Annotated in this window: 27 protein-coding genes; 22 read left to right on the top strand and 5 right to left on the bottom strand. The window is 70.2% G+C overall.

Going from position 1 to position 25177, the window contains the following annotated elements:
• Positions 1-57 precede the first annotated feature (57 nt).
• The 9 genes from LCY71_RS14505 to LCY71_RS14465 all read left to right on the top strand — a co-directional run bounded on the left by LCY71_RS14505 (position 58) and on the right by LCY71_RS14465 (position 10292).
• Complete coding sequence (locus LCY71_RS14505) at positions 58-447, top strand: DUF5518 domain-containing protein (RefSeq protein WP_225333858.1); 390 nt, start codon at positions 58-60, stop codon at positions 445-447.
• A 4-nt stretch (positions 448-451) separates the two neighbouring features.
• Entirely contained in the window at positions 452-832 is a 381-nt protein-coding gene (locus tag LCY71_RS14500) for a DUF5518 domain-containing protein (protein WP_225333857.1), read from the top strand.
• 47 nt (positions 833-879) lie between these two features.
• Positions 880-2217, top strand: a complete 1338-nt coding sequence (locus LCY71_RS14495; protein ID WP_225333856.1) for a cytochrome P450 — start codon at positions 880-882, stop codon at positions 2215-2217.
• 77 nt (positions 2218-2294) lie between these two features.
• Positions 2295-3272: a mevalonate kinase gene (mvk, locus tag LCY71_RS14490; RefSeq protein ID WP_225333855.1), complete on the top strand. Its 978-nt coding sequence runs from the start codon at positions 2295-2297 to the stop codon at positions 3270-3272.
• On the top strand, positions 3269-4012 hold the full coding sequence (locus LCY71_RS14485; protein WP_225333854.1) for an isopentenyl phosphate kinase: 744 nt from the start codon (positions 3269-3271) through the stop codon (positions 4010-4012). The genes mvk and LCY71_RS14485 overlap by 4 nt, the downstream gene beginning before the upstream one ends.
• A 109-nt stretch (positions 4013-4121) precedes the next feature.
• The gene (locus LCY71_RS14480; protein WP_225333853.1) at positions 4122-5654 is read left to right on the top strand and encodes a hypothetical protein; all 1533 of its coding nucleotides are present in this window, start codon (positions 4122-4124) and stop codon (positions 5652-5654) included.
• A 270-nt stretch (positions 5655-5924) separates the two neighbouring features.
• Positions 5925-7271, top strand: coding sequence for a ribonuclease J (locus LCY71_RS14475; protein ID WP_225333852.1), 1347 nt, complete (start codon positions 5925-5927; stop codon positions 7269-7271).
• A gap of 1 nt (position 7272) precedes the next feature.
• Complete coding sequence (gene idsA3 / locus LCY71_RS14470; protein WP_225333851.1) at positions 7273-8310, top strand: geranylfarnesyl diphosphate synthase; 1038 nt, start codon at positions 7273-7275, stop codon at positions 8308-8310.
• Between the two features lie 251 nt (positions 8311-8561).
• Positions 8562-10292, top strand: coding sequence for a glutamate--tRNA ligase (locus tag LCY71_RS14465; RefSeq protein ID WP_225333850.1), 1731 nt, complete (start codon positions 8562-8564; stop codon positions 10290-10292).
• Between the two features lie 15 nt (positions 10293-10307).
• Here the strand turns inward: LCY71_RS14465 and LCY71_RS14460 are convergent, their stop codons facing one another.
• Complete coding sequence (locus tag LCY71_RS14460) at positions 10308-11489, bottom strand: right-handed parallel beta-helix repeat-containing protein (RefSeq protein WP_225333849.1); 1182 nt, start codon at positions 11487-11489, stop codon at positions 10308-10310.
• A 115-nt stretch (positions 11490-11604) separates the two neighbouring features.
• On the opposite strand from LCY71_RS14460, the gene LCY71_RS14455 reads away from it, so the two are divergent.
• The 8 genes from LCY71_RS14455 (at position 11605) to LCY71_RS14420 (ending at position 19127) form a co-directional block, all read left to right on the top strand.
• Positions 11605-12399 carry an alpha/beta hydrolase gene (locus LCY71_RS14455; protein WP_225333848.1) on the top strand — a complete coding sequence of 265 codons (795 nt, stop codon included), beginning with the start codon at positions 11605-11607 and terminating at the stop codon, positions 12397-12399.
• Between the two features lie 137 nt (positions 12400-12536).
• On the top strand, positions 12537-12917 hold the full coding sequence (locus LCY71_RS14450) for a DUF5789 family protein (RefSeq protein WP_225333847.1): 381 nt from the start codon (positions 12537-12539) through the stop codon (positions 12915-12917).
• A 253-nt stretch (positions 12918-13170) separates the two neighbouring features.
• Complete coding sequence (locus LCY71_RS14445) at positions 13171-13509, top strand: 4Fe-4S dicluster domain-containing protein (RefSeq protein ID WP_225333846.1); 339 nt, start codon at positions 13171-13173, stop codon at positions 13507-13509.
• A 194-nt stretch (positions 13510-13703) separates the two neighbouring features.
• Positions 13704-14558 (top strand): electron transfer flavoprotein subunit beta/FixA family protein, encoded by an 855-nt coding sequence (locus LCY71_RS14440; RefSeq protein WP_225333845.1) that lies wholly within the window; start codon positions 13704-13706, stop codon positions 14556-14558.
• 2 nt (positions 14559-14560) lie between these two features.
• Positions 14561-16219: an electron transfer flavoprotein subunit alpha/FixB family protein gene (locus LCY71_RS14435; RefSeq protein ID WP_225333844.1), complete on the top strand. Its 1659-nt coding sequence runs from the start codon at positions 14561-14563 to the stop codon at positions 16217-16219.
• A complete protein-coding gene (locus LCY71_RS14430; protein WP_225333843.1) occupies positions 16212-17912 on the top strand; it encodes an FAD-dependent monooxygenase in 1701 nt (566 codons plus the stop codon). The genes LCY71_RS14435 and LCY71_RS14430 overlap by 8 nt, the downstream gene beginning before the upstream one ends.
• 2 nt (positions 17913-17914) lie before the next feature.
• On the top strand, positions 17915-18292 hold the full coding sequence (locus tag LCY71_RS14425) for a DUF8055 family protein (protein WP_225333842.1): 378 nt from the start codon (positions 17915-17917) through the stop codon (positions 18290-18292).
• Positions 18293-18395: 103 nt separating this feature from the next.
• Complete coding sequence (locus LCY71_RS14420; protein WP_225333841.1) at positions 18396-19127, top strand: GNAT family N-acetyltransferase; 732 nt, start codon at positions 18396-18398, stop codon at positions 19125-19127.
• Positions 19128-19160: 33 nt separating this feature from the next.
• Here the strand turns inward: LCY71_RS14420 and LCY71_RS14415 are convergent, their stop codons facing one another.
• Genes LCY71_RS14415 through tmcA form a run of 3 tightly spaced genes read right to left on the bottom strand, consistent with a single transcriptional unit; the run spans position 19161 to position 22214 of the window.
• Positions 19161-19322 carry a DUF8014 family protein gene (locus LCY71_RS14415; protein ID WP_225333840.1) on the bottom strand — a complete coding sequence of 54 codons (162 nt, stop codon included), beginning with the start codon at positions 19320-19322 and terminating at the stop codon, positions 19161-19163.
• A gap of 26 nt (positions 19323-19348) precedes the next feature.
• Positions 19349-19972, bottom strand: a complete 624-nt coding sequence (locus tag LCY71_RS14410) for a DUF456 domain-containing protein (protein ID WP_308444678.1) — start codon at positions 19970-19972, stop codon at positions 19349-19351.
• A complete protein-coding gene (gene tmcA, locus LCY71_RS14405; RefSeq protein ID WP_225333839.1) occupies positions 19944-22214 on the bottom strand; it encodes a tRNA(Met) cytidine acetyltransferase TmcA in 2271 nt (756 codons plus the stop codon). The genes LCY71_RS14410 and tmcA overlap by 29 nt, the downstream gene beginning before the upstream one ends.
• A 279-nt stretch (positions 22215-22493) precedes the next feature.
• Between tmcA and rpl7ae the strand changes: the two genes are divergently transcribed.
• The 5 genes from rpl7ae to LCY71_RS14380 all read left to right on the top strand — a co-directional run bounded on the left by rpl7ae (position 22494) and on the right by LCY71_RS14380 (position 24328).
• A complete protein-coding gene (rpl7ae, locus tag LCY71_RS14400; protein ID WP_225333838.1) occupies positions 22494-22856 on the top strand; it encodes a 50S ribosomal protein L7Ae in 363 nt (120 codons plus the stop codon).
• A gap of 11 nt (positions 22857-22867) precedes the next feature.
• Positions 22868-23095, top strand: a complete 228-nt coding sequence (locus LCY71_RS14395) for a 30S ribosomal protein S28e (RefSeq protein WP_225333837.1) — start codon at positions 22868-22870, stop codon at positions 23093-23095.
• 3 nt (positions 23096-23098) lie between these two features.
• The gene (locus LCY71_RS14390) at positions 23099-23470 is read left to right on the top strand and encodes a 50S ribosomal protein L24e (protein WP_225333836.1); all 372 of its coding nucleotides are present in this window, start codon (positions 23099-23101) and stop codon (positions 23468-23470) included.
• Positions 23467-23931, top strand: coding sequence for a nucleoside-diphosphate kinase (ndk, locus tag LCY71_RS14385; protein ID WP_225333835.1), 465 nt, complete (start codon positions 23467-23469; stop codon positions 23929-23931). The genes LCY71_RS14390 and ndk overlap by 4 nt, the downstream gene beginning before the upstream one ends.
• Positions 23932-24076: 145 nt before the next feature.
• Entirely contained in the window at positions 24077-24328 is a 252-nt protein-coding gene (locus LCY71_RS14380) for a glutaredoxin family protein (protein ID WP_225333834.1), read from the top strand.
• Here the strand turns inward: LCY71_RS14380 and LCY71_RS14375 are convergent.
• Entirely contained in the window at positions 24307-25134 is an 828-nt protein-coding gene (locus LCY71_RS14375) for a DUF7978 family protein (RefSeq protein ID WP_225333833.1), read from the bottom strand. The genes LCY71_RS14380 and LCY71_RS14375 overlap by 22 nt on opposite strands.
• Between the last annotated feature and the right edge of the window lie 43 nt (positions 25135-25177).

The following is a 25177-nucleotide window of genomic DNA, read 5'->3' as shown; positions in this document are numbered from 1 at the left end:
TTCTCGACACGGCCGTTCTCGGGTAGGTTTATCCTCGCCGACCGAGAAGCGGCGCGCATGGCCGAAGGAGACACGCTCGCGAACGCCGTCGTCGGCGCGCTAGCGGCAGCCATCGCCGGGGCGGTCGTCGGACCGATCGGTCCGCTGATCGGTGGCGCCGTCGCCGGCTACCTCGACGGCGGGGCACGCTCGGACGGGGTCCGCGTCGGGGCGCTCGCGGGACTGCTGTCGCTGATCCCGGGAACCCTCTTCGGCGCACTCGTACTGACCGCGCTGGGAGTGATCGGGTTCGGCTTCGTCGTGGATCCGAGCGCCTTCCTGGCCGTCGGTGCGTTCGGGGTCGTGTTCGTCGCTTTCGCACTGGTAATCGCGACCCTGACGACCGCTGCGCTCGGCGCGCTGGGCGGCTGGGTCGGCAACTACCTGAAGTACGACGCCGACCTCTGAGGCGATGCTCCGACTGCTCGTCGACGCCGCCGCAGGGGCTACCGTGACGCTCGCCCTCTCTGTTCTGCCGTTCTCGCCGCTGGCCGGGGGCGCGAGCGCGGCCTATCGCGACGGCGGCGGGTACGTGCACTCGTTCACAGTGGGCGGGCTCTCGGGCGTCGTCGCCGGCGTGCCGCTGCTGGCGCTGTTCGCGCCGGCGCTGTGGATCGCTGGGCGGCTCGGCTTCGGAATCACGCCGGGAGCGCCCGCGTACGACCTCTTCCTCGCGATCGCGTTCGCGCTGTTCGCCTGCTACACGGTGGGGCTGAGCGCGGTCGGCGGGCTGGCGGGCGCTGCGATCCGACGCCACACCGGGATCGACCTGGATCCGGCCTCGCATCTCTGACGGGTGTTGGCACGCCATTCAAATGCGGCAGTCGCCTAACAGGTTCGATGGCAGAGACCCCACCCGGTCCGAACGGCGAACCCCTGTTCGGGAGCAGTCGGACGTACGCCCGCGACCCGTTCAGATTCCTCTCCGCGCTGGAGGCGGCCTACGGCGACGTGGCCCGGTTCGACATGGGACCGATGGACACCGTAATGGTCGCCGATCCGGACGTGATCGAGCGGATACTGGTCGCCGAGGCCGACCGCTTCCGCAAACCCGACTTCCAGGGCGACGCCCTGGGCGATCTGCTCGGCGAGGGGCTCCTGCTGAGCGAGGGCGAGACATGGGAGAGCCAGCGGGACCTGGCGAACCCGGCGTTCACGATGTCCCGGCTGTCCGGGATGGCCGACCGGATCACCGGCCACGCCGAGGCGCTGCTGGCCGACTGGACGGCGGGCGACGCGGTCGACGTCGAGCGGTCGATGACCCACGTGACGCTGGACGTCATCCTCGATCTGATGATGGGCGTCGAGCTACCCGACGAGCGGGTGTCAGCGGTTCAGGAGCAGCTGGTCCCCCTGGGCGCCCGGTTCGAGCCCGATCCCGTCCGGTTCGCCGCGCCGCAGTGGGTGCCGATGCCCGGCGACCGGGAGTTCGCGGCCGCCGTCGGCGCGCTGGACGACGTGCTCGACGAGGTGATCGAACGGCGGCGGGGGACGTTCGGGTCCGGGGAGGAGGGACCGACGGACTTCCTGTCGATACTGATGCGCGCGCGGGGCCGCGGCGAGCAATCGCCCGACCAGGTGCGCGACGAGATGATGACCATGCTGCTGGCCGGCCACGACACGACGGCGCTGACGCTGACGTACTCGTGGTTCCTGCTCTCGGAGCACCCCGAGGTCGAGCGGCGCCTCCACGAGGAGGTCGACGACGTCGTCGGGGACGAACGGCCCGGGATGGAGCACGTCCGCGACCTCGAGTACCTGGAGTGGGTGATCCAGGAGGCGATGCGGCTGTTCCCGCCCGTGTACACGATCTTCAGGGAGCCGACGACGGACGTCGAACTCGCGGGGTACGAGGTACCGGCGGGAACGGCCATCATGCTCCCGCAGTGGGCGGTCCACCGCTCCGACCGGCTGTGGGACGACCCCGAGACCTTCGACCCGGAGCGGTGGTCACCGAAGCGCAGCGAGGGGCGCCACCGGTTCGCCTACTTCCCGTTCGGCGGCGGCCCGCGCCACTGCATCGGCAAGCACCTCGCCATGCTGGAGGCCCAGTTGATCCTGGCGACGGCGGCGAGCGACTACCGCCTCGAGTTCCTGGGCGAGACGCCGCTAGAGCTGAACCCGTCGCTGACGGCCCATCCGGAGCAGGAGATGCGGATGCGGGTGCTGGAGCGCTAGGGCGTCGGCGGGGGCGGCGAAGCGCCAGGCGCGGGCGCTCCGAAAAGCCCCTTAGGGACGGCTACAGAGGGGCGGGTATGGTCACAGCCAGCGCCCCGGGGAAAGTGTACCTGTTCGGGGAGCACGCGGTCGTGTACGGCGAACCGGCGGTCCCCTGCGCCGTCGAGCGGCGGGCGGAGGTCACCGTCGAGAAGCGTACGGAGGGGCTGCGCGTCCACGCGGAGGACCTCACGCTCGACGGGTTCACGGTCGAGTTCGGGAACGGCGACCACCCCGACGTCGACGCCCCCGAGTCGATGGTCGAGGCGGGGATGGGCTACGTCAGCGAGGCCGTCGCGCAGGCGAGAGACGCCGCCGGCGTCGAGGACGTCGGCTTCGAGGTCAGCATCGAGAGCGCCATCCCGCTGGGCGCAGGCCTGGGCTCGTCGGCGGCCGTCACGGTGGCTGCCATCGAGGCGGCCGCGCGGGAACTGGGCGCGGAGCTCGCGCCCGAGGAGATCGCCGAGCGCGCCTACCGCGTCGAGCACGAGGTCCAGGACGGCCAGGCCTCGCGGGCGGACACGTTCTGTTCGGCGATGGGCGGCGCCGTCCGCGTCGAGGGCGACGACTGCCGGACCATCGACGGCGTCGACGACCTCCCCTTCCTGATCGGCTACGACGGCGGTGCGGGCGACACCGGCGAACTCGTCGCCGGGGTGCGGGACCTGCGCGAGGAGTACGGCTTCGCCGCCGACACCGTCTCCGCCATCGGCGACCTGGTCCGCGAGGGCGAGTCGGCGCTCGTCGACGGCGACTTGGAGCGACTGGGCCAGCTCATGGACGTCAACCACGGCCTGCTGTCGGCGCTGGGCGTCTCCGCGCGCTCGCTGGACGCGATGGTGTGGGCCGCTCGGGAGGCCGGGGCCCACGGCGCCAAGCTGACGGGCGCGGGCGGCGGGGGCTGCATCGTCGCGCTCGACCCCTCCGACGCGCCGCTGACGGCGCTGGACTACACGCCTGACTGCGAGGAGGCCTTCCGCGCCGAGCTCGCCTGCGAGGGGGTCCGCGTCGAATGACCGGGACGGTCGTCGTCAAGCTCGGGGGGAGCGTGATCACGGACAAGTCCGAGTCCGAGACGGTCGACCGCGACGCGCTCGACGCGGCGGCGGCCGCGCTGGGCGAGGCCGACGCGGACCTCGTGGTCGTCCACGGCGGCGGGAGCTTCGGCCACCACTACGCGGACGAGCACGGCGTGACGACGGAGCGGGGGACCCGCGACGCCGCGGACGCGCTGGCCATCCACGACGCGATGACCCGCCTCAGCCGCGAGGTCGTCGACGCGCTCCAGTCGGCGGGGGTCCCGGCGCTGCCCGTCCGACCGCTCTCGGCCGGGTCGCGAAACGCCGACGGCGACCTCTCCCTGCCCACCGACCAGATCCGCCGGCTCCTGGGCGAGGGGTTCGCGCCCGTGCTCCACGGCGACGTCGTCGCCCACGAGGGCGAGGGCGTGACTGTCGTCTCGGGGGACGAACTCGTGGTGGAAGTGGCGCCGGCGGTCGACGCGGACCGGGTCGGCCTCTGCTCGACCGTGCCCGGGGTCCTCGACGGCGAGGATGCGGTGATCGACAGGATCGGTTCGATAGACGAGGTCGCCGACGTGCTCGGCGACAGCGACGCGACGGACGTCTCCGGCGGGATGGCCGGCAAGGTCCGGTCGCTGCTCGCGCTCGACGCGCCCGCGCAGATCTTCGGGCCCGACGCGCTGGCCGGCTTCCTGGCCGGCGAGGCGCCTGGAACGACCGTCGATGGGCGGTAACGCGGTCGGTCTGCCGACTATCGATCCGGGAAGTGGAGCCGCCGATTAGTTGCCGCTTCCGAGCCAGTTGTGGGAAACCTATTTGGTCGCCTTTGGTTATGTCTCTGGCATGCAAGCCGTTGGGCTGGCCGACGCGTACAAGTACGGCGCGAAGTTCGTGGGCTATCTCTCCGGAGCGGTGGCCTTCGGTGGCGTCCCCGCGGCGGCCGGCGCGTACGTCGCCGCGAGCAGCGGCGCCTCGCTGGCGAGTCCCTCGCTGGCCGCCCTGTCGAACCCCTACGTGGCCGTCGGCGCCCTCCTCGTCGTCGCCGGCGTGCTGGTGGCGCTGACCGGCGTGTTCGGACTGTTCTACAAGTTAGTCGTCGACGCCGCTGCTACCGGGGCCGCGCAGTCGGCGGGAGACGCCGCGAGCACCGTGGCTGACGACGAACCGGAGACGGACGCGACGTCCGGCGGGGCCGGCGTATCCGGGGGCGACGAACGAACCGAGGAGGGAGAATCGAACGACGCGGAGGCCGACGGGGCGGACGAGGAACCGACGGGCGCAGCGACGTCGGCCGCCGCGCGGTCCGCCGCCGACGAGGGCGACGCGGAGTCGCCCCCGTCCGGCGCTAACTCGGCCGCTTCCGAGCCGAATACGACGCCTGATCCCGACCCGGAACCGGCTCCCCGCGAGGGGCCTGCCGAGGCGTCGCCGAGCGCGGCTGACGGAGCGCCCGGGGTCGGCGACGCGGCCGATGCGGCCAGCGCGGCCGGCGCAGCCGACCAGACGCAGGCGGATCGACCCGGTGAGCAGGGGAACGCCGCGGGCGACGTACAACCCGACTCCGGGGGCGGTGAACCGGTAGACGCGGGCGACGCGCCCCGGGAGCCCGCCGATACGAGGGCGACCGAGCCCGCCGACGGCGAGCCGCCGGAGTGGACCCCGCCGGATCCCTCCGAGTTCGAGCAGTCCGAGGCGGCGGAGGCCGCCGATGAGACCGAGAGCCCGGCCGGCGGTGCGACAGCCGGCGAGCGAGGCGACGGCCTGAGCGACGAGGCGCCAGGCAACGGACGCGAGGAAGCGGACGACCTGCCGGGCGAGGGGGCCGATCCCCGGGCCAGCCCCGATGAGGGCCGGACCTGGGACCAGCTCCGCGAGCAGGCGGACGGCGTCGCGGCTGACGAGCCCGCCGGTGACGATCCGTTCGCCTCGTCGGGGGAAGGAGCCGATCAGACCGGGCGAGTCGACGCCGGTGACGGCGCGAGCGCGACGCCCGGAAGCGACCGCGGCCCGGAACGGGACCGCTTCGACGCCGACGGGCCGGCCGTAGACCGAGAGACCGTCATCGATCCGGGCGAGGGATCGCCCGCGACCGACGGCCCGGACGCCGGGGAGTCGGCCGGAGCTGATCCGGCTGGTACCGGCCGCGGAGTTGCCGACCGCGAGCTCGCCGACGGGCCCGCAGCCGACGACGATCCGACCGTCGGCGGCGACGCCGCCGGTGACGAGGGCCGATTCGACGCCGACGAGACCGGGAACGGCTTCGGCGACGGCGAACGGGCAGAAGACGAACCCGACGAGGGGACGCTCGCCGACGAGGGCGTCGACTCCTTCGAGCCCGAGACCGACGACGACCCGCTCGACGACTACCTGGGTTGACGACTCTCGGGATCTGACGGGAACCCACACAGTTTTTAGGCCGGCGTACCGTAGCCCGACGTAACCGAGCGTACGGCCGTCCGGCGCGGGGACGGCCGGCGGACGACGGACATCCGTCAGGGACGATCGGCGTCCCCCACCACCGCTCCGGGGCTACGGGCACCGCCCGGCCGGCCTGCGGAGCACGGACCAGTCGCGCGAGCGACCTGACCTCTGTCGTAGCCGGACGGCACACCCCGCACGCGGACGGCTTCCCTCGGAGAGACAACTATGGAAGTCGAAATCGCGACAATCGGCGGTTACGAGGAGGTCGGCCGACAGATGACGGCGGTGCGTGCGGGCGAGGACGTCGTCATCTTCGACATGGGGCTGAACCTCTCGAAGGTACTGATTCACGACAACGTCGAGACCGAGCGGATGCACTCCCTCGATCTGATCGACATGGGCGCGATCCCGGACGACCGCGTCATGTCCGACCTCGAGGGCGACGTGAAGGCCATCGTGCCGACGCACGGCCACCTCGACCACATCGGCGCCATCTCCAAGCTGGCCCACCGCTACGACGCGCCCATCGTTGCGACGCCGTTCACGATCGAACTGGTCAAACAGCAGATCAAGGGCGAGGAGAAGTTCGGGGTCCAGAACGACCTCGTGAAGATGGAGGCCGGCGGCACGATGTCGATCGGCGAGCGCAACGAACTGGAGTTCGTCAACGTCACTCACTCCATCATCGACGCGATCAACCCCGTCCTCCACACGCCGGAGGGCGCGGTCGTCTACGGGCTGGACAAGCGGATGGACCACACGCCGGTCCTGGGCGACCCCATCGACATGGAGCGGTTCCGCGAGATCGGTCGCGAGGACGAGGGCGTCCTCTGCTACATCGAGGACTGCACCAACGCCAACAAGAAGGGCCGCACGCCATCCGAGTCGGTCGCTCGTCGGCACCTGAAGGACGTCATGTACAGCATGGAGGACTACGACGGCGGCATCGTCGCCACGACGTTCTCCAGCCACATCGCCCGCGTGAAGAGCCTCGTTGAGTTCGCCGACGACATCGGTCGCCAGCCGGTCCTGCTGGGCCGCTCCATGGAGAAGTACTCCGGGACGGCCGAGCGCCTGGACTTCGTCGAGTTCCCCGAGGACCTGGGCATGTACGGCCACCGCAAGTCCGTCGACCGGACGTTCAAGCGGATCATGAACGACGGCAAGGAGAACTTCCTGCCGATCGTCACGGGCCACCAGGGCGAGCCCCGTGCGATGCTCACCCGGATGGGCCGCGGCGAGACGCCCTACGAGCTGGACGAGGGCGACAAGGTCGTCTTCTCGGCCCGGGTCATCCCGGAGCCGACCAACGAGGGCCAGCGCTACCAGTCCGAGAAGCTGCTGGGCATGCAGGGCGCCCGCATCTACGACGACATCCACGTCTCCGGCCACCTCAACCAGGAGGGCCACTACGAGATGCTGCAGGCGCTCCAGCCGCGGAACGTCATCCCCGCCCACCAGGACATGAAGGGCTACTCCTCGTACGTGGACCTCGCCGAGAACGAGGGGTACAAGCTGGGCCGGGACCTGCACGTCACGCGTAACGGGAACATGATCCAGCTGACCGAGTAGGATGGTCCAGAGAGGACAGCGCGTCGAGGAGGCGATCCTCGCGCGACGAGAACGGGTCAACGACGCGATCCCGGACGAGCTTCCGGTCGTCGAGCCCGAGCGGCTGTATGAGGCCTCGCGGTACCTGCTGGACGCGGGCGGCAAGCGACTCCGCCCGACGATGGTCCTGCTGGCCGCCGAGGCGCTCGCGGACGTCGAGCCGCTGTCGGTCGACTACCGCGCGTTCCCGACGCTGGACGGCGGCGAGATCGACCTGATGGCCGCCGCCGCGTCCGTCGAGATGATCCAGTCGTTCACGCTGATCCACGACGACATCATGGACGACGACGACCTCCGGCGGGGCGTGCCGGCGGTCCACCGCGAGTACGACCTCGAGACCGCGATCCTCGCCGGCGACACGCTGTACTCGAAGGCCTTCGAGAGCATGCTGGAGACCGGCGCCGAGCCCGATCGGTCGGTCCGCGCGGTGTCCAAACTGGCCTCGACGTGCACGAAGATCTGCGAGGGCCAGGCGTTCGACATCGACTTCGAGTCCCGCGACGCGGTCACGCCCGACGAGTACCTCGAGATGGTCGAGCTGAAGACGGCGGTGCTGTACGCCGCCTCCGCCGCCATCCCGGCGGAGCTTCTGGGCGCCGACGAGGAGACCGACGCCCTCTACGGCTACGGGCTCGACGTCGGCCGCGCGTTCCAGATCCAGGACGACCTGCTGGACCTGACCACGCCGTCCGAGAAGCTGGGCAAGCAGCGCGGCTCCGACCTCGTCGAGGACAAGCAGACGCTGATCACGCTGCACGCCCGCGAGCAGGGCGTCGACGTCGACTCGCTGGTCGACACCGACTCCGTCGAGGCGGTCACCGAGGCCGAGATCGACGCGGCCGTCGAGCGGCTCGAAGAGGCTGGCAGCATCGACTACGCCCGCGAGACCGCCCACGAGCTGATCGCCAGCGGCAAGGAGAACCTCCAGATCCTCCCCGACAACGAGGCCCGCGACCTGCTGGAGGGCATCGCGGACTACCTCGTCGAGCGGGAGTACTAGCGAGGTTTCGAGCGTAGCGAGAAACCTCGGACAAATCGAACGGGGAGCGAAGCGACCCGTGAGATAGCGAGGCCGACCGGAGGGAGGCCTCGTTACGGCGAGCAGGAGCGACCCGTGAGATAGCGAGCGACCTCGTTGTAGCGAGCGGGAGTGAGCAGAGCGAACGACACGCGAGCCCGGTGTCGGGCGCGCAAACCGCGACCGCCCGAAACCCGACGCCGTTTTGAGGCGTCCGGTCGCAGCCTACGGTAATGGACGAGGAGTTACGCGAGCAGGCCCGCGAGGCCGCCGAGATCGCGGCCCTGATCAACGCGGTCAAGCACGGTAGCGAGGCGCAGGTCGGGGCCATCATGGGCCCGCTGATGGGCGAGAACCCGGAGCTTCGCGAGCACGGCGACGAGGTGCCGGGCGTCATCTCACCGGTGATCCAGGACGTCAACGATATGGGTGCCGAGGAGCGCCGGGAGCGACTGGCCGAGCTGGCCCCCGAGGAGCTCGAGGAGATCGAGAGCGAGGACGAAGAGGACGAGGGCCCGCTGCCGGACCTCCCGAACGCCGACGAGTACGACCAGATCCGCCTGCGGGTGGCCCCGAATCCCAACGGCCCGTGGCACGTCGGCCACGCCCGGATGGCGGCGGTGGTCGGCACCTACGCCGAGGAGTACGACGGCGAGTTCGTCTGCCGGTTCGACGACACCGACCCCGAGACCAAGCGGCCCGACCTCGCGGCGTACGACCAGATCCTCGACGCCATCGACTACCTCGGCTTCGAGCCGGCAGAGGTCGAGAAGGCCAGCGACCGCGTCGAGACCTACTACGAGCACGCCCGCGAGCTGATCGATCTCGGCGGCGCGTACACCTGCTCCTGTCCCGGCGAGGAGTTCTCGGAACTGAAGAACGGCGCCGAGCCCTGCCCGCACCGGGACAAGGATTCGGAGACCGTCCGCGAGGAGTTCGCGGACATGGTGGCGGGCGAGTACGACAGCGGCGAAATGGTCCTGCGGATCAAGACCGACATCGAGCACAAGAACCCCGCGCTGCGCGACTGGGTGGCCTTCCGGATGGTCGATACCCCGCATCCGCGCGAGGAAGCCAGCGAGTACCGCTGCTGGCCGATGCTCGACTTCCAGTCGGGCGTCGACGACTACCTGCTCGACGTCAGCCACATCATCCGCGGCATCGACCTGCAGGACTCGGCGAAGCGCCAGCAGTTCGTCTACGACTACTTCGGCTGGGAGTACCCCGAGGTGATCCACTGGGGTCACGTCCAGGTCGACGCCTACGACGTGCCGATGTCCACCTCCAGCATCAAGGAGCTCATCGAGGCGGGCGACCTCGACGGCTGGGACGACCCGCGCGCGCCCACCGTCGCCAGCCTCGAGAAGCGGGGCATCCGCGGCGAAGCCGTCACCGACGCCATGGTCGAGCTGGGCACCTCGACGTCGAACGTCGACCTCGCGATGTCCTCCATCTACGCGAACAACCGCGAGCTGATCGACGACGAGACCGACCGCGCCTTCTTCGTCCGGGACGACCCCGACGTCGGCGGCCTCGTCGAGCGCCAGGTCGTCGGCGGGCCCGACGTCGCCGAGCCGCCGGTCCATCCCGACCACGAGGACCGCGGCGTCCGCGAGATCCCCGTCGAGGGGGTAGTCGCCGTCGAGGGCGACGACCTGCCGGAGCACGGCGAGCGCGTCTGGCTGAAGGGGTACGGTTGCGTCCGTCACACCCGCGACGCCTTCGAGTACACCGGCGACGACATCGACGTGGTCCGCGAGGGCGACGTCGACGTGGTCCACTGGGCGCCCGCCGACGGTCCACACCTCCGCCTGCGGACGATGGAGGGCGACGTCGAGGGCGTCGCCGAGCCCGGCGTCGCCGACTACGAGACGGACGACCTGCTCCAGTTCGAGCGGGTCGGGTTCGCGCGGCTGGACGAGGTCGAAGACGTCGGCGTCGTGGCGTACTTCACGCACCCCTGAGCTGCCGGCCGATGCTCATCTTTTCCCCGCGTCTCCGCCCCACGAGGTCGCCCCGTCGGCGGCCCGCGGCGCCGCCTCGGGGTCCCGCATCGTCGGTTGCGGATCCGGTTCGGGCTGGTCGCGCCAGTCGCCGCCCGGCGTCTCGTCGCCCTGAGCCACCGCCTGGCGCTCGAAGACGGCCGCGACGCGCCGGGAGCCGCCGCTCGCGTCCGCCTGCAGGTCCGTGGGAGCGCTGGTGGCGAACTGATTGCCCGCGAACTGATTGCCGTCGCCGGCGGGCGCCCCCAGCGCCAGATCGGCCTCGCCGGAGCCCCTGACCACGTTGTTCCGGACCTCGTTCCCCGACGGGGCGACGACGTTGTGGTCGGCGGCGATTCCGAAGTTCGGATGGCCGTCGACCTGGTTGTCCGCGACCAGGTTGTCGCTGGCGCCCCAGAGGACGACGCCCATTCCGAACGTGGGAGCGACGTAGCGCAGCGAGGGGGCGCCTTCGTCGTCGTTTTCCGAGACGACGTTGCCGACGAAGCGGGAGGCGCGCTGCGGCGGATCAGTGGTGTCCAGCGTGTTCGGGAGGATCCCGGCCCGGTTGTGCCGGAAGATCGAGTCCCTGACCGTCAGGTTCCCGCCCGTGCTGGTGCCCGAGTACCCGATGGCGTTGTGCTCGGCGACAACGTTCGCGACGACGGCGTCGTAGGGCCGGTTCCGCCCGAGGTAGAAGCCGGCGTCGGGATGGCCGGACGCGTAGCTGTACTCGAACCGGCCGTCGCGGGACTTGCTCGCGTAGATGCCGTAGTAGCCGTTGTTGTACGCGGTGAGGTAGCTGCCGCGGAAGCCCGCGACGTCGCGCCAGTAGACGCCCGTCCCCTGGTAGCGCCGGACGGTGAGGTTCTCGACGGCGACGCCGTCGGCCACCACGTCGACGCCGTTGCCTGGGTTGAAGCCGCCGTCGAGGACGACCGCGTTGCGGTCCACGCCGCGCAGCGTGATCCCCGGCGTCGAGGCGACCACATTCTCGTCGTAGGTGCCGGCGTCGACGAGGACCAGATCACCCGGCGACGCCGCGTCGACGCCCGCCTGGATCGAGTCCGCGTCCCGCGGGACGCCGATCGTTCGGAACCCCCGCTGGAGGGGGCCGGTCCCGGCTCCGGCACCGACCGCTGCGACGCCGGCGGTGGCGAGGAAACTGCGGCGGTCCATACGAGCACCTTCGCGGCCCGAACGCTTCATTGTTATTTTCCAACGTGTCACTCGTCGGGGCCGCGGCGACGCCGTCTCCGCCGGCTACTTGACCGTCCCGGTCGGAGCCCCGGGCATGAGCAGAGAAGCCCCGCGCATCTCCGTCCACCGCGACCTGCCGTTCCGGGAGACCGACGAGCGGACGCTCCACCTCGACGCCTACGAGCCGCCGGAGAGCGGCCCGAATCCGGCCGTCCTGTTCGTCCACGGGGGCGGCTTCGTCTCCGGCGACAAGGGGCAGTTCGCCCGCCAGGCGCTCGATTTCGCCGACGAGGGATACGTCGCCGTCGAGTCGCAGTATCGGCTCGGACCGGAGGCGTCGTTCCCGGCGGCGCTCGTCGACGTGAAGGCCGCCGTCGAGTGGCTCCGCAGCGAGGGGCCGGACTACGGCGTCGACCCCGACCGGATCGCCGTCGTCGGCCACTCGGCCGGCGGGAACCTCGCCGCGCTGGCGGCCGTCACGGCCGACGAACCGGCCTTCGAGCCGGAGCGGTACCCGGGCGCCTCCTCGGCCGTCGACGCGCTCGTGGGCTACGCCGGCATCTACGACGTGGCCGCGTGGGACGACCCCGCTGCGAACCGGGAGTACGTCCGCGGGACGCCGGCGGAGGACCCGGAGCGATTCGACCTCGCGTCGCCGCTGGGACAGGAGGACGTGACGACGCCGCCGTCGCTGCTCGTCCACGGGGCCGACGACGAGGCCGTCGACCCGGACCAGTCCGAGCGCTTCCACGCGGCGCTGTCGGCGGTCACCGAGGCCGAACTGGAACTGCTCTCCGGCGACGGCGCGGACCACCTGTTCCCGCACCACGCTGCCACCTACGAGCGGACGCTGGAGCGGACCGCGGACTTTCTGGACGAGCATCTCTGACTGCCACCGGAGGGCCGCGCTGCTGGTCCGCGATTGCGTGCCACGAGGGTTCGACCGCGATCCGGCTTCCCGCCGGGTCGTCGCCGAGTTGTTGTCCCGGAGACAGGTCTATACGGCTCGTCCGACTAGCCACGGTGATGCCCGACGACTCCTACGACCCCGACCCGGAGCGCGTCCAGGAGAGCGCCAACGAGCGTCGCCACGAGCGGACGGAGACGGTCGAGGACATGCTCGGCGACGCCAGTATGTTCGACGACATGAAGTACCCCGTCCGGGGCGAGGAACTGGCCGTCGAGTACGGCGACCAGTCGATCGACCTCCCGAACGAGACCGAGTCGCTGGGCTCGGTGTTCGACCGGCTCGTCGACGAGGAGTTCGAGTCGCCACAGGAGGTACGGGAAGCGGTGTACAACGAGGTGACCGGCGAGGCCGGCAGTCCCGGCGGGCGGGAGTACAACGACGAGCGCGAACTGAGCGACGTCGAAGAGGAGGGCCGCCAGGGCGGCGGTCCGCTGTAACCCTCGCAGTCGAACGCCGTCCAGCCGAACGCAGCGAGGCCGGGCTTGAGAGACGAGCGAAGCGAGTCTACCGGCTGGCGGCAGCATCTGCCGCCGCACGCCGGAGGACTCACTCCGTTCGTCCTCCGAGCCCGGCCTCTCGCAGTTCAGCTGGACAGCGACGGACACTTCAGTCTCGCCGGCCGAGTTCCGATCGACGGAGCGCCCGACGGTCAAAAACTTAAGTAATAGCGATAAGTGAGATAAGATACCAATGGCCATAGATCCCGAGTTCGAGGAGACCTACGAGGAGGTAGACCGCCACGAGGGCCACCGCGTGTGGACGTCAGACGGCGAGGATCCCATCGAGGAGAAGCAAGGCATCCACGGAACCCACGTCGCCGTGGACTTCGACATCTGCCTCGCGGACGGGGCCTGCCTGGAGGACTGCCCCGTGGACGTCTTCGAGTGGGTCGACACGCCCGGTCACCCGGAGAGCGAGATCAAGGCCGATCCGGCCCACGAGGACCAGTGCATCGACTGCATGCTCTGCGTGGACGTCTGTCCGGTCGACGCCATCGACGTCGATCCGAGCCGCGCCGGCCGAATCTAGCCGTCGCCTCCGGGCCGAGGCTCCCGCGAACGTATCGCCGCAGTGATTCGACGACGAGCAGCCGCGGCTGTCCCCGGTTTTCGCCCTCCTGGGTAGCCGATCCACTGCCCTCCCCGAACTGTTGGAGAGTAATAAGTACAAAAGACTATTAATGTTCGGTGGAGTGGCATACAGCCACGAGGGTAGTGACACCAATGCGCACAGTCGTACTGACGAAAGGCGTCCCGGACTTCCGCGAGGGGCAGGTGTCCTTCGACGAGGACGGCCACCTCGAGCGCGGGAAGACGCCGACGGTGATGAACCCGAACGACAAGCACGCGCTCCGTGCGGCCCTCCAGACGAAGGTCAGGAACGGCGGCACGGTGTCGCTGATGAGCATGGGACCGCCCGGCTACCAGGAGGTCCTGCAGGAGGGCATGGCGGACGTCTACGCGGACGACCTCTATCTCCTCTCCGACCGCGAGATGGGTGCGGCCGACACCTGGGCGACGGCCATGACGGTCGCCACCGGCATCCAGAACCTGGCGGAGGAACCGGACCTGGTGTTCGCCGGCTTCAAGACGGCCGACGGGGAGACCGGCCACACCGGCCCGCAGACGGCCTGGTGCCTCGATATGCCGCTGGTGACCCACGTCGTCGCGCTGGACGTCGACGAGGAGGCCGGACGGCTGCGGGCCAAGCGCCTCGTCGAGGGCGACGTCGAGGAGATCGAGACCGTCGAGACGGACCTCCCCGCGTTCGTCGTCGCCGACCCGGAGTTCGAGCCCACCTACCGGAAGGCCGCCCACAGGCTGGCCTGGAAGGACCTCCGAGAGGAGACCCAGGAGCGGGCCGAGGGGTTCGAGGACCACCTCACGGTGTGGGACCACGCGGACCTCAACCTCGACCCGGACTACATCGGCCTCGACGGCTCACCCACCATCGTCGCCGGCGTGGACCCGATTCCCCGAGCGCCCTCCGAGCGCGAGGCGACGGTGGTCGACTCCGACGACGAGTCCGGAATGGAACAGGTGTTCGACGAACTCGCCCCCTACGCGGCAGGTGACTGACTGTGCCAGACATCGACCCCACGGAACACGACATCGCCGAACTGGGCCCGAAGATCAAAGACGTCGACGACCCCGGGGAGATCGAGGAGATGCTCGCCCTCGAGGAGGAGGGCGAGGACCGCGCGCCCGTGAAGACGCTGCTCGAGGACCGACTGGAGAAACTCACCGCGGAGGACGAGGAGGACGCTGATCCGGACGAGGTCGACCTCTCGGAGCTGACCGTCGCCGACGTCGCCAACCTCGTTCGGGGCCTCGATGACGTCGACGTACTGGAGGATCTCCTGGAGCGGGAGCGGGAGGGCGAGGACCGCAAGACCGCGAAGGAGCGGATCGAAAGCCGCATCGAGGCCATTCAGGGCAGTGAGGACGAGGCGGGCGAAGAGGCCGAGGAACTGGAGTACGTGCCGCCCGAGGAGAAACACCCGGACCTCGACCACCCCACCAACGAGAAGCAGTGGGTCGAGGGGACGTCCGGCGAGACCTACCACGACATGTGGGTCTACTGCGAGACCCAGCAGGGCGAGTTGATCGACGTCTCCCGCGAGATGCTCGGGAAGGCCCGGCAGTTGATGGACGAGTACGATCGGGAGTACGGCGGGGACGAGGACGGCAACCCCGAGGAGGTGATCGCCGTCGTGATCGGCGACGAGGTGTCCGACCTGACGGACGAGATCGTCTCCTACGGCGCGGATCGCGTGGTCTACCACGAGGACGAGCGCCTGGAGCGCTTCCGGCACAAGCCCTACACCGAGATCTTCTGCCACATGTGCCGGGACGGCGACTTCGAGTGGCGGGACTACCACGAGCCCCGCTACACCGTCTTCCCCGCCACGAACAACGGCCGGGACCTCTCGGCGCTCGTGCAGGGCGAACTCGACTCCGGACTCGCCTCGGACTGCTCCGGACTGTACATCGAGAACGCGATGATCTCGAACCCCGCCAAGACCGGCACGCCCGGCGACAGCGAGGAGTTCGACCGCGTCCTGCACATGAAGCGGCCGGACTTCTCGGGCTTCGAGTACTCGACCATCCTCTGCATCGACAAGCCCTTCCGGGACTTCCACCCGCAGGGGGCCTCGGTCATCCCGGGGAGCTTCGAGATCCCCGAGGCCGACCCCGAGCGGCAGGGCGAGGTCGTCGAGCACGACATGGACCTCCCCGACGAGTGGTTCCAGGTGGACGTCACGGAGTACGACCAGCTGGACGAGGGCGTCGACCTGACCGGCCACGACGTCGTCGTCGCGCTCGGCCGGGGCATCGGCGACGCCCCGACGGAGGGCATCGAACTCGGGCTGGACATGGTCGACACCTTCGAGGACGCCGCCCTCGGGCTCTCGCGGGGCGTCATCACGTCCTCCTACAGCTTCGAGGGCCACGTCGAGCAGTACGTCGGCGAGGACCGACAGATCGGCGAGTCCGGGCAGGTGGTGGAACCGGACGTCTACGTCGCCGCGGGCATCTCCGGGGCCATCCAGCACAAGGTCGGTATGGACGAGTCGGACACGATCGTCGCGATCAACACGGACCCCGACGCGGACATCCGGGGCTTCTCGGACTACTTCGTCGAGGGCGACCTGTTCGAGGTGCTGCCGCGGCTGACCGAGGCGCTCGAACGCGGCGAGTTCGCCGCGGCCCTGCAGGAGGTGAGCGACGATGACTGACGACAGCGGGGCCGTCGGGGAGTACGGCGCGACCGACGACTACGAGCACTACGAGGCCGTCGTCGTCGGCTGTGGTCCCGGCGGCGCCGCGGCGGCGGCGACGCTGGCGAGCAACGGCGTCGAGACGCTGGTCCTGGAGCGGGGCGTCGACGCCGGGTCGAAGAACGTCTCCGGGGGCCTGATCTACGCCGAGGAGTCCGCGCCGTACACCATCGACGGCCTGTTCCCCGGGTTCCGCGAGGCTGCCACAGAGCGGCCGACGACGGAGAACTACATCCACAACGTCGCCGGCGATCAGGTCGCCACCTTCGACATCTCCGAGCTACACCACCACGACACGGAGTGGGCGGACTCGGTACTGCGGCGGAAGATGGACTCCTGGCTCGCCGAGCGGGTCCACGAGATGACCCGGGAGACCGGCGGCGGCCTGCTGACGGAGGTGCGGGTGACGGGGCTCCTCCGGGACGGCGGTGAGATCGTCGGCGTCGAGACGGCGGAACTCGATCCCATCACGGCCGACCTGATCGTCGCGGCCGACGGCGTCAACTCCGAACTGGCCCGCGACGCCGGCCTGATGGACTGGGAGGAGCCCGAGGAGTGGTATCAGGGCGTCAAGGCCGTAGTGGACATGGAACCCGGAGCGGTCAACGAGCGGTTCGGCATCGGCGACGACGAGGGCGTCGCCCACCTGTTCTCGGGCGACCTCTTCGACGGTGTCCGCGGCGGCGGGTTCCTCTATACGAACCGGGACTCGCTGTCCGTCGGGACTGTGTTCCACCTCGACTCCATCGCCGCTGAACGGGCCGAACCCCACGAACTGCTGGACAACCTGCTGACTCATCCCCTGCTGGCGCAGTGGCTCGGCGACGACTACCGCGAGCGGGAGTACTCTGCGAAGCTCGTCCCGGACTCGAAGAAGGTCGCGCTGGAGTCGCCTCACGACGGTCGCCTGCTGCTGGTCGGCGACGCCGCCGGCCAGATGCAGGCCCAGGGGCCGATCATCAAGGGGATGAACCACGCCGTCACCGCGGGCGCGCTGGCCGCCGAGGCCTTCGTCGACGCTCGCTCGCGCGGTCGTCCCGAGCGGGCCGGAGCGCTGTACGAGGAGAAGCTCCACAGCGAGGGCGTGATGGGGAAGCTCCGGCCGAGCGCCTACCGGAACCTGGGTTCGCTCGGCGAAGTCGAGCCGCTGTCCGGCTGGACCGACCGGCTGACCGATTCCTCGCTGGGCCGCTACGCTGTGCGCGCGCTCGGCGAGGGCGTCCTCGAACGCCTGTACTCCTCGCCGCGGCTCGTCTCGATGATCCCGGACACCCGGACGCCGTACGTGACGCTGCCGGCCGTCATCGCCGAGGAACTCGGCGAGCGCGTGACCGACCGCAACGAGGTCGAGCCGCCGGAGCTGGACGACCGCATCGGCGACCTGACCTACGACGTCGGCGACCCGCACATCGAACTGATCGACAACTCCTACGCGGCCTCCGGAACGGCCGTGACGGCCTGTCCGGTCAGCGCAGAGGACTTCGGCGGGGGCTGCTACCGCGACGAGCGGATCCAGACCAACGGCGACGAGGAGCACGTCGTCAGCCTGGACACACAGCCCTGCGTCGAATGCGGCACCTGCGCGGTCGTCGCCGACACGAACTGGGAGCACCCGGACGGCGGCAAGGGCGTCGAGTTCAGGGAGGGGTAGCGATGCAGGCGGACCCCGACGTCCTGGACCGGATCGACGCACTCGCACAGCGGGCGCACAGTGCGCGGGAGTCGTTCGATCCGCCCGCCGATCCGCCCGACGAGGAGCGCGCGATGGACCTGCTGCGCGACGGGTTCGGGCCGACGGTCTCGGCGTTCGTCGAGTTCCGCACGGGCGGCCGGATGGAGTACTTCCCGCCGGAGACCTACGACCGGCTGGAGGGCGCCGCCGACGACTGGCTGGCGATGTACGCCGCCTGCTACGGCGTGGAGGTCGAAGGGGAGTACCAGCTCCGCGAGGCCGCCGAGCTCCTCGTGGACACCCACAACGTCCGCGACGCCGCGCAGATTCTCACCGGCGTTCCCGAGCGTCGGGGCTGACCCGCGGTTCCAGGGCGCGGCTGATCTTCCGTCGTGGAATCTGGCCAGCAAGCGGCCCCATTCGTGACAAACCATTAAGTATAGATGTGTGGTAACTAACCCCATGGAACTCGCACAGCCGCCGTCGTTCGAGAACCGGGACCGCAGCGACATCTACGACTACGTGGAGCGACACGGCGCCGTCCGGCCGTCGGAGATCCGGACCGCGCTGGGAATGGAGGAGCGCGCGTTCGGCCACCACATGGCCATCCTGAAGCGCGACGACGTCCTCGAGGAGCGAGACGGGATAGTCCGCATCGCCTACGACGAGGCCGAGGCGGAGGAGTTTCACGCCGCGGACGTCGAGTTCACGATCAGACAGGCCCGCCAGGAGGACCTGACCGGCCTCGTCGGCGCCATCCGGGAGGCAGTCGGCGAGAAGACCTACGTCGACGCCGAGACCATCGCCGACGTCGTCGACAGCGAGGGCGTGCTCCTCCGGCACAACGACCTGGAGTCGCGCATCTTCTTCGTCGCCACCGTCGGCGACGACGTGGTCGGCTGGGTCCACCTGCGCCACCCCGAGCTCGACAAGCTGTCGCATACCGCCGAGCTGACGCTCGGCGTCCTCGAACAGTACCGCGGTGTGGGGATCGGCAGCCGCCTGCTGGAGCGGGGCATCGAGTGGGCCGACAGCCAAGGGTTCGAGAAGATATACAACTCCGTTCCCTCGACCAACGCGGACGCCATCGAGTTCCTCGAGGCCCACGACTGGGAGACCGAGGCCGTCCGCGAGGACCACTACAAGCTCGGCGGGCAGTACATCGACGAGGTGATGATGGCGAAGGAGATCTGAAGCGGCGGCACCCAGCGGCGGAAAGTGCCCGCCTCAGGGCCACTCGTCCTCGTGCCCGGGCAGCGGGTCCGGGACCACGCCGTCCTTCTGCGCCCAGACCCGCGCGTGTGCGGTGCAGACGCGTCGGTTCTCGTCCCAGGGGACGTGGAGTTCCACCGCCGCCTCCTCCTCGCAGTCGTCCTCGGCACAGTCCATGTGTGGCGGAAGGCGGCCGGCGGTAATCAGGTCAGCGCCACGATCAGCACGACGACGAGCATCGACCCGGTCAGCAACGCCTGTGCGACGACGGAGCCGAGCATCCCGACCGTCGTCACGAGCGCGGCCTTCGCGCCGGCGCGGGCGTCCTGCTGGCGGCGGAACTCCAGCAGGAAGACCGTCGCGACGACGCCCAGCAGCGTCCCCAGCGGCCCGGAGACGACGAGCATGACCAGCCCGACCAGCCCCGCGACGACGGCCGTCGACGTGGCCGCGCCGCCGATCCGGGCCGAGATCGCCCCGCCGGCGAAGTCGACGACCCAGGTGAGCAGGCCGACCAGAACGAGCCCGACGAGGAGGCCGAGACCGGGCTCCGAATAGTCCGTGCCCCACCAGTAGACGAGCACGCCGGCGGTCGACAGCGGGGCGCCGGGTGCAGAGGGGACGACGCTCCCGGCGACGCCGGCGACGAGCAGCGCGAACCCGGCGACGAGGGCGAGCGCGTCGAGGCCCGGGACCGAGAGCTGTGCGGCGAACGTGTCCAGCGCGGGGACAGCGGCGAGCGAGTCCGGAGGCGCGGACGCGACGAGCGGATCCGGGAGCGCGGACGCGACGAGCGGATCAGGCGTCGTGGCGATCGAGTTCCTCACGTGCCGTACTATCGCCGTACGCGCGTACCAGTTTTTCGACCACTCGCCCGAGCGCGCGCATGCACTCCGCGGTGGAGACGAAGCCCAGTTCGTCGGCGACGTCGTCCCAGGGCCGGGCCTGCAGGACCTTGCGGACGAGCAGGCGCTCGGCGTCGAGAGGGCCGTTAGCGTCGGGATCGAGGTCGGCGTCCACGTCGAGGTCGACCGCTGTACCGATCAGGTGCCGAATCGCGAGCGCGCGAAAGGGACCCGGCGCGGTGTCGAAGGTGGCGGCGCCGCCGGGGACGCCCGCGAGGAGCCGCCACTCGAATTCGGAGAGGTCCAGCGCCGGCGTCGCGTCAGCGGTGGCCAGCGCGGCCCGGGCGACGTCGGGGTCGAGGTCGTCCAGCGGGTCCGAGAGGACGGCTGCAACGCGGTCCACGAACCACTCGGCGTGGCGGTCGGCCAGGTCGCGGCCGGCCGCCGACGTGGGCCGGAGCATCACCGCCGAGTACTCGCCGCTGGCGTCGTTGCGCGTCGTCGAGAGGTGGACCGTAGCGTAGCCGTTCTCGGCCCAGAAGTCGACGAGCTCGGGGGTGGCGCCGTAGCCGACGCCGAGCCAGTCGACATCGTCCGCGAACTCGGCCTCGACTTCATCGAGGAGTCGCGACCCGAGCCCGCGCGAGCGGGCGGCGGGGTGAGTAGCGATGCGGAGGACGCGCTGGCCGACCGGGACGCCCGCCTCCTCGTCCCGGAGCTGTGTCGTCAGGACGTCCGGGATCATGTTGCCCCTCACGCGGCCGCCCTCGTACATGTCCGCGCGCAGGTCCGCGGGGAGGTCGCCCTCGCGGGCCAGCAGCGCCACGGAGACGACGCGGCCGCCGTAAGTCAGCGCCCGCACCGTCACGTTCGGCGCGTCGAGCAGGCGCGCCAGGTCGTTCGGCTCGGTGCGGTAGTGGGCCAGCACGAGCAGGCCGAACGCCTCCCGGAGCAGGTGTTCGTCCGCGAGGAGGGCGTCCGCGTCGAGGCGCTCGTAGGTCGCGCTCTCCGGCGTCGCGTCGGCCACGAGCGGGTCGACGGCGGGCCGCGCGTCCAGCAGGAGCGCACGGAAGGCCCACGACTCGACCGGGTCGCCGGCGGCGTAGCGGATGGGCGCGGTCATCGTGTGCTCGACGACTTCGTGGCCGCTCTCGGCGAGGCGGTCCCGGAAGCGCACCGAGAACCCCCGGCCAGCGCCCTCGTAGCCGTGGACCGTCGTCGTGAACGCGACGGCCGGCGCGTCGAGGAACCGTTCCAGCACGCGGACGGGCAGCGCCGCGGCCTCGTCGACGATCACCGCGTCGGGGTCGCCGTCAAGGATGCTGGACGAGGTCGCGTCCGCGTACCGGACGCGCCCCTCGGCCGTGCGTAGTTCCTGCGGCGCGTCCGGGTGGTCCAGGCCGTCGAGCGCGTCGAGGTCGGTCAGCAGTTCCGCCGCGCGGGCGAACACCTCGCGTGCGCTCCGGTACTGGGGCGCGGTCACGAGCACGTCCCGACCAGCGAGGGCGAGCGAGGCCGCCGCCAGTCCGGCCGCACTGGACTTGCCCCGACCCCGGTCGGCCTCGACGACCAGGGTGCCGCCGCCGAGGAGGGATTCGAAGGCGGCGACGGCGTCGACCTGGTCGTCGGTCAGGCAGGCCTCGTAGGCGGCCGCGGGAAACGCGGTGTCCGCGGGGGCTGCGGGCGGCGTCACCGGCAACCGCGGCGCGGGGTCGGTGAGCCCTCGCTTCTCGACGGTGTCGGAGTCGACGTCGACGACGGCGATTCCGGGGTGGGCGCGAATCGTCTCGACGAGTCGCCGCCTGAAGTTCCCGGCGACGTCGCTCACTTCGAACGGCGGCACTGCCAGCGAAGCGTCGAAGGCGTCGCGTCTGTCCGGCCACGCGTCGAGCGGCGGGGTCAACAGGACGAGCAGGCCACCGCCGTCGACGGCGCCGACGCACCGCCCCAGCGCGTTCGGCCGGAAGTCGTCCTGGCAGTCGAGGACGATGGCCTCGCGCGTGCGGCCGAGAAGATTGCCGGCGTGAACCGGTTCGAGGTGCTCGCACCCGGCTAGGAAGGGTTCCGGACCGACGGAGGTGGTCTCGTCGCGCGGCACGTCGGCGGCGTCGAGTGCGGTGTCGGCGGCCGCGCGCGTCGCGTCGGGCGCGCCAGCCAGGACGAGGACCCGCCGCTGGTCGGCGAAGCGGGCCTCCGCACGCAGGTCGGCCACCAGTCGCTCCATGGTTCAGAGTGGCCGGGCCCGCCGTATGTGCGTGACGGTCGGGGAGGGAGCGCGTCGACGGGCCAGCCGCCCCGCCATCGTCCCGCGACGACGCGGGACCGTCCCGCCGACGTCCGGGAGCGCGTGGGCCGGCGTGACACGCTGTCGACCGTTTGGAAGCGTTTTTAAGCAGCCGTCTGCAACGCAGGAGTACACCCTGCGTCGGGTTGATGATGCTCCCAGCCTTCTCAGGATTACACGGCGGGGGAGCGCGAGCCCGTGCGCAGGAGGTGATCACTAATGCCAGTATACGTAGACTACGACGTCCCTGCCGACCTCGCCGAGGACGCCCTCGAGGCGCTCGAGGTCGCACGAGACACGGGCACAGTCAAGAAAGGTACCAACGAGACGACCAAGACGATCGAGCGCGGCAGCGCCGAGCTCGTCGTCGTCGCCGAAGACGTCCAGCCCGAGGAGATCGTGATGCACATCCCCGAGCTGGCCGACGAGAAGGACGTTCCCTACGTCTTCGCCGAGTCCCAGGACGACGTCGGCCACGCCGCCGGCCTCGAGGTCGGCAGCGCCGCCGCGGCCATCGTCGACGCCGGCGAGGCGTCCGACGACGTCGAGGACGTCGCCAGCAAGGTCGAGGAACTCCGGTGAGGTGGTGACGGATGAGCGCTGAGGAATCCGAAGACGGAGGCTCCACGCCTGCGGAGGTCATCGAGGTCGTGGGCCGCACCGGGATGCACGGAGAGGCCATGCAGGTCAAGTGCCGCATCCGGGAGGGCTCCAACCAGGGCCGCATCATCACCCGGAACGTCCTGGGTCCGGTCCGCGAGGGCGACGTGCTCCAGCTGCGCGAGACCGCTCGCGAGGCCGACCAGATCGGAGGCCAGTAACCAATGCCCCGCACGAGAGAGTGTGACTACTGCGGCGACGACATCGAGCCCGGCACGGGCACGATGTTCGTCCGCACGGACGGATCGACAGTGCACTTCTGCTCCTCGAAGTGCGAGAACAACGCCGACCTGGGCCGCGAGGCCCGCAACCTCGAGTGGACCGAGGCCGGCGGCGCTGAGGAGACGGCCGCCGCCGACCAGGAGACCACTGAGTCCGAATCCGACGAGGACGTCGAGACGGAGAGCGACTCGGACGTCGCCGAGGGGTCCGACTCCGTCGACGCCGACGAGGAAGCGGAAGAGTCCGAGGCCGTCGAGGACGAGTCGGCTGACGGGCAGGACGCCGAGGAAGACGAGGAGGAGGCCGAGGCATGAGCGACGCCGAGCGCACCTTCGTGATGGTCAAGCCCGACGGCGTCCAGCGCGGCCTGATCGGCGAGATCATCGGTCGACTGGAGGAGCGCGGCCTGAAGCTCGTCGGCGCGAAGTTCGAGCAGATCGACCGCGACCTCGCCGAGGACCACTACGGCGAGCACGAGGACAAGCCGTTCTTCGACGACCTCGTCGACTTCATCACCTCGGGTCCGGTCATGGCGATGGTCTGGGAGGGTCAGGACGCGACGCGCCAGGTCCGGAAGATGATGGGCGAGACCGACCCCGCCGAGTCCGCCCCCGGTACCATCCGGGGCGACTTCGGACTCGACCTGGGTCGCAACGTCATCCACGGCTCCGACCACGAGGACGAGGGCGCCAACGAGCGCGAGATCGAGCTCTTCTTCGACGAGGACGAACTCGTCGACTGGGAGCGCATCGACGAGACCTGGCTGTACGAGTAGCCGTCTCGCCGTTCTCGTACCAGTTTCTCGACGCACACCGCACTCGTCGGGCATCGATCGCCCGCCGACGTCGCGGCGACGCGGACTGTGCGGTGCCGCCCGCGGCGCCGAAAGCGGTTTTTCGCTTCCGATCGAGGCTGCGGACATGAGCGTCACGCTTTACCGGCTCGACGGGTGTCCGTACTGCGAGAAGGTGGCCGACCGTCTCGACGAACTCGGCGTCGACTACGACAGCGTCTGGGTCGACGCGCTCCACTCCCAGCGCAACGAGGTCAAGCGCGTCTCGGGCCAGCGGGCCGTTCCCGTCGTCGTCGACGAGGACCGCGGCGTGACGATGGCCGAGTCCGACCGCATCCTCGAGTTCCTGAACGTAAGTTACGCCGACCGCTCGTCGTAGACGGCGGCCACTGCGGCCCCGATCGTCGCAAAGACGAGCGGGAAGCAGACGGTGGCGACCAGCGCCCACAGGATCGCCGGCCCGGACGATGCGTTGCCGCCCTCGAAGGTAATACGGCGCACCAACACGAGGCTCGCGCCGGTTCCGACGACGGCGTAGCCAGCGGCGATCCCGGTCCCGACGAGCGCGCTCTCCTCGAGCGTGCTTGATGCCCGTCCGCCCCGGCGTCGGAGTTCGAAGACCGCGCCGGAGACCAGCAGCGCGACGATCGGGAGCGCGAAGAATGCCGCCGGCGGGATGGAACCGCCCTCGGCACCGTACAGCGCGTTCGTCATCCGGGACCCGGCGACGGCCGCGTTCGTGGCCGTGGTGATTATCGGGACGTGGTGTGCGTTGTACAGCACGAACGCGTACTGCAGGAGTTCGCCGGCCAGCGAATCGAAGGCCGACGAGTCCATCGACGACGGTCCGGCGACGAACGCGAGCGCCACGACGACGTACTCGACCGCGATCGTCGCGACCGCGGCACCGGCGGCCCGGAGCCACGGGAACTGCCGCAGCGAGGGCTTCAGTAGCGGCGCGTCGTCCGCCTCGGCGGTCGGTCCATCGGTCGACTCGGCGAATCCCCCGTCGCCGACGGGTTCGGCCGACCTGTCCGCGTCGTCTGTCACGTCGATGTCGGCCGGTTCGGACGTCGCGCCGTCGCCAGTCTCAGCCGACGCACCGTCGCCAGTCTCAGCCGTCGTGCCTTCGCCGCCTACCGTTGCTGTCCGCCCGTCGCTTTCGTCGGAATCCTCGTCGGTCACGCGTGACTCAAAGGAGCCTGCAACTCCGGGAAAAGCGTTCCGG

It is taken from the genome of Halomicrobium urmianum (assembly GCF_020217425.1).
Classification (GTDB): domain Archaea; phylum Halobacteriota; class Halobacteria; order Halobacteriales; family Haloarculaceae; genus Halomicrobium; species Halomicrobium urmianum.
The sequence above is the reverse complement of the archived record's forward strand: the minus strand, read 5'-3'. Positions and strand labels throughout refer to the sequence as shown.

Bases quoted from the DNA above. Each gene is read 5' to 3' on its own strand.
- LCY71_RS14505 (WP_225333858.1), top strand. From the start codon at position 58: ATGGCCGAAGGAGACACGCTCGCGAACGCCGTCGTCGGCGCGCTAGCG.
- LCY71_RS14500 (WP_225333857.1), top strand. From the start codon at position 452: ATGCTCCGACTGCTCGTCGACGCCGCCGCAGGGGCTACCGTGACGCTC.
- LCY71_RS14495 (WP_225333856.1), top strand. From the start codon at position 880: ATGGCAGAGACCCCACCCGGTCCGAACGGCGAACCCCTGTTCGGGAGC.
- mvk (WP_225333855.1), top strand. From the start codon at position 2,295: ATGGTCACAGCCAGCGCCCCGGGGAAAGTGTACCTGTTCGGGGAGCAC.
- LCY71_RS14485 (WP_225333854.1), top strand. From the start codon at position 3,269: ATGACCGGGACGGTCGTCGTCAAGCTCGGGGGGAGCGTGATCACGGAC.
- LCY71_RS14480 (WP_225333853.1), top strand. From the start codon at position 4,122: ATGCAAGCCGTTGGGCTGGCCGACGCGTACAAGTACGGCGCGAAGTTC.
- LCY71_RS14475 (WP_225333852.1), top strand. From the start codon at position 5,925: ATGGAAGTCGAAATCGCGACAATCGGCGGTTACGAGGAGGTCGGCCGA.
- idsA3 (WP_225333851.1), top strand. From the start codon at position 7,273: ATGGTCCAGAGAGGACAGCGCGTCGAGGAGGCGATCCTCGCGCGACGA.
- LCY71_RS14465 (WP_225333850.1), top strand. From the start codon at position 8,562: ATGGACGAGGAGTTACGCGAGCAGGCCCGCGAGGCCGCCGAGATCGCG.
- LCY71_RS14460 (WP_225333849.1), bottom strand. From the start codon at position 11,489: ATGGACCGCCGCAGTTTCCTCGCCACCGCCGGCGTCGCAGCGGTCGGT.
- LCY71_RS14455 (WP_225333848.1), top strand. From the start codon at position 11,605: ATGAGCAGAGAAGCCCCGCGCATCTCCGTCCACCGCGACCTGCCGTTC.
- LCY71_RS14450 (WP_225333847.1), top strand. From the start codon at position 12,537: ATGCCCGACGACTCCTACGACCCCGACCCGGAGCGCGTCCAGGAGAGC.
- LCY71_RS14445 (WP_225333846.1), top strand. From the start codon at position 13,171: ATGGCCATAGATCCCGAGTTCGAGGAGACCTACGAGGAGGTAGACCGC.
- LCY71_RS14440 (WP_225333845.1), top strand. From the start codon at position 13,704: ATGCGCACAGTCGTACTGACGAAAGGCGTCCCGGACTTCCGCGAGGGG.
- LCY71_RS14430 (WP_225333843.1), top strand. From the start codon at position 16,212: ATGACTGACGACAGCGGGGCCGTCGGGGAGTACGGCGCGACCGACGAC.
- LCY71_RS14425 (WP_225333842.1), top strand. From the start codon at position 17,915: ATGCAGGCGGACCCCGACGTCCTGGACCGGATCGACGCACTCGCACAG.
- LCY71_RS14420 (WP_225333841.1), top strand. From the start codon at position 18,396: ATGGAACTCGCACAGCCGCCGTCGTTCGAGAACCGGGACCGCAGCGAC.
- LCY71_RS14415 (WP_225333840.1), bottom strand. From the start codon at position 19,322: ATGGACTGTGCCGAGGACGACTGCGAGGAGGAGGCGGCGGTGGAACTC.
- tmcA (WP_225333839.1), bottom strand. From the start codon at position 22,214: ATGGAGCGACTGGTGGCCGACCTGCGTGCGGAGGCCCGCTTCGCCGAC.
- rpl7ae (WP_225333838.1), top strand. From the start codon at position 22,494: ATGCCAGTATACGTAGACTACGACGTCCCTGCCGACCTCGCCGAGGAC.
- LCY71_RS14395 (WP_225333837.1), top strand. From the start codon at position 22,868: ATGAGCGCTGAGGAATCCGAAGACGGAGGCTCCACGCCTGCGGAGGTC.
- LCY71_RS14390 (WP_225333836.1), top strand. From the start codon at position 23,099: ATGCCCCGCACGAGAGAGTGTGACTACTGCGGCGACGACATCGAGCCC.
- ndk (WP_225333835.1), top strand. From the start codon at position 23,467: ATGAGCGACGCCGAGCGCACCTTCGTGATGGTCAAGCCCGACGGCGTC.
- LCY71_RS14380 (WP_225333834.1), top strand. From the start codon at position 24,077: ATGAGCGTCACGCTTTACCGGCTCGACGGGTGTCCGTACTGCGAGAAG.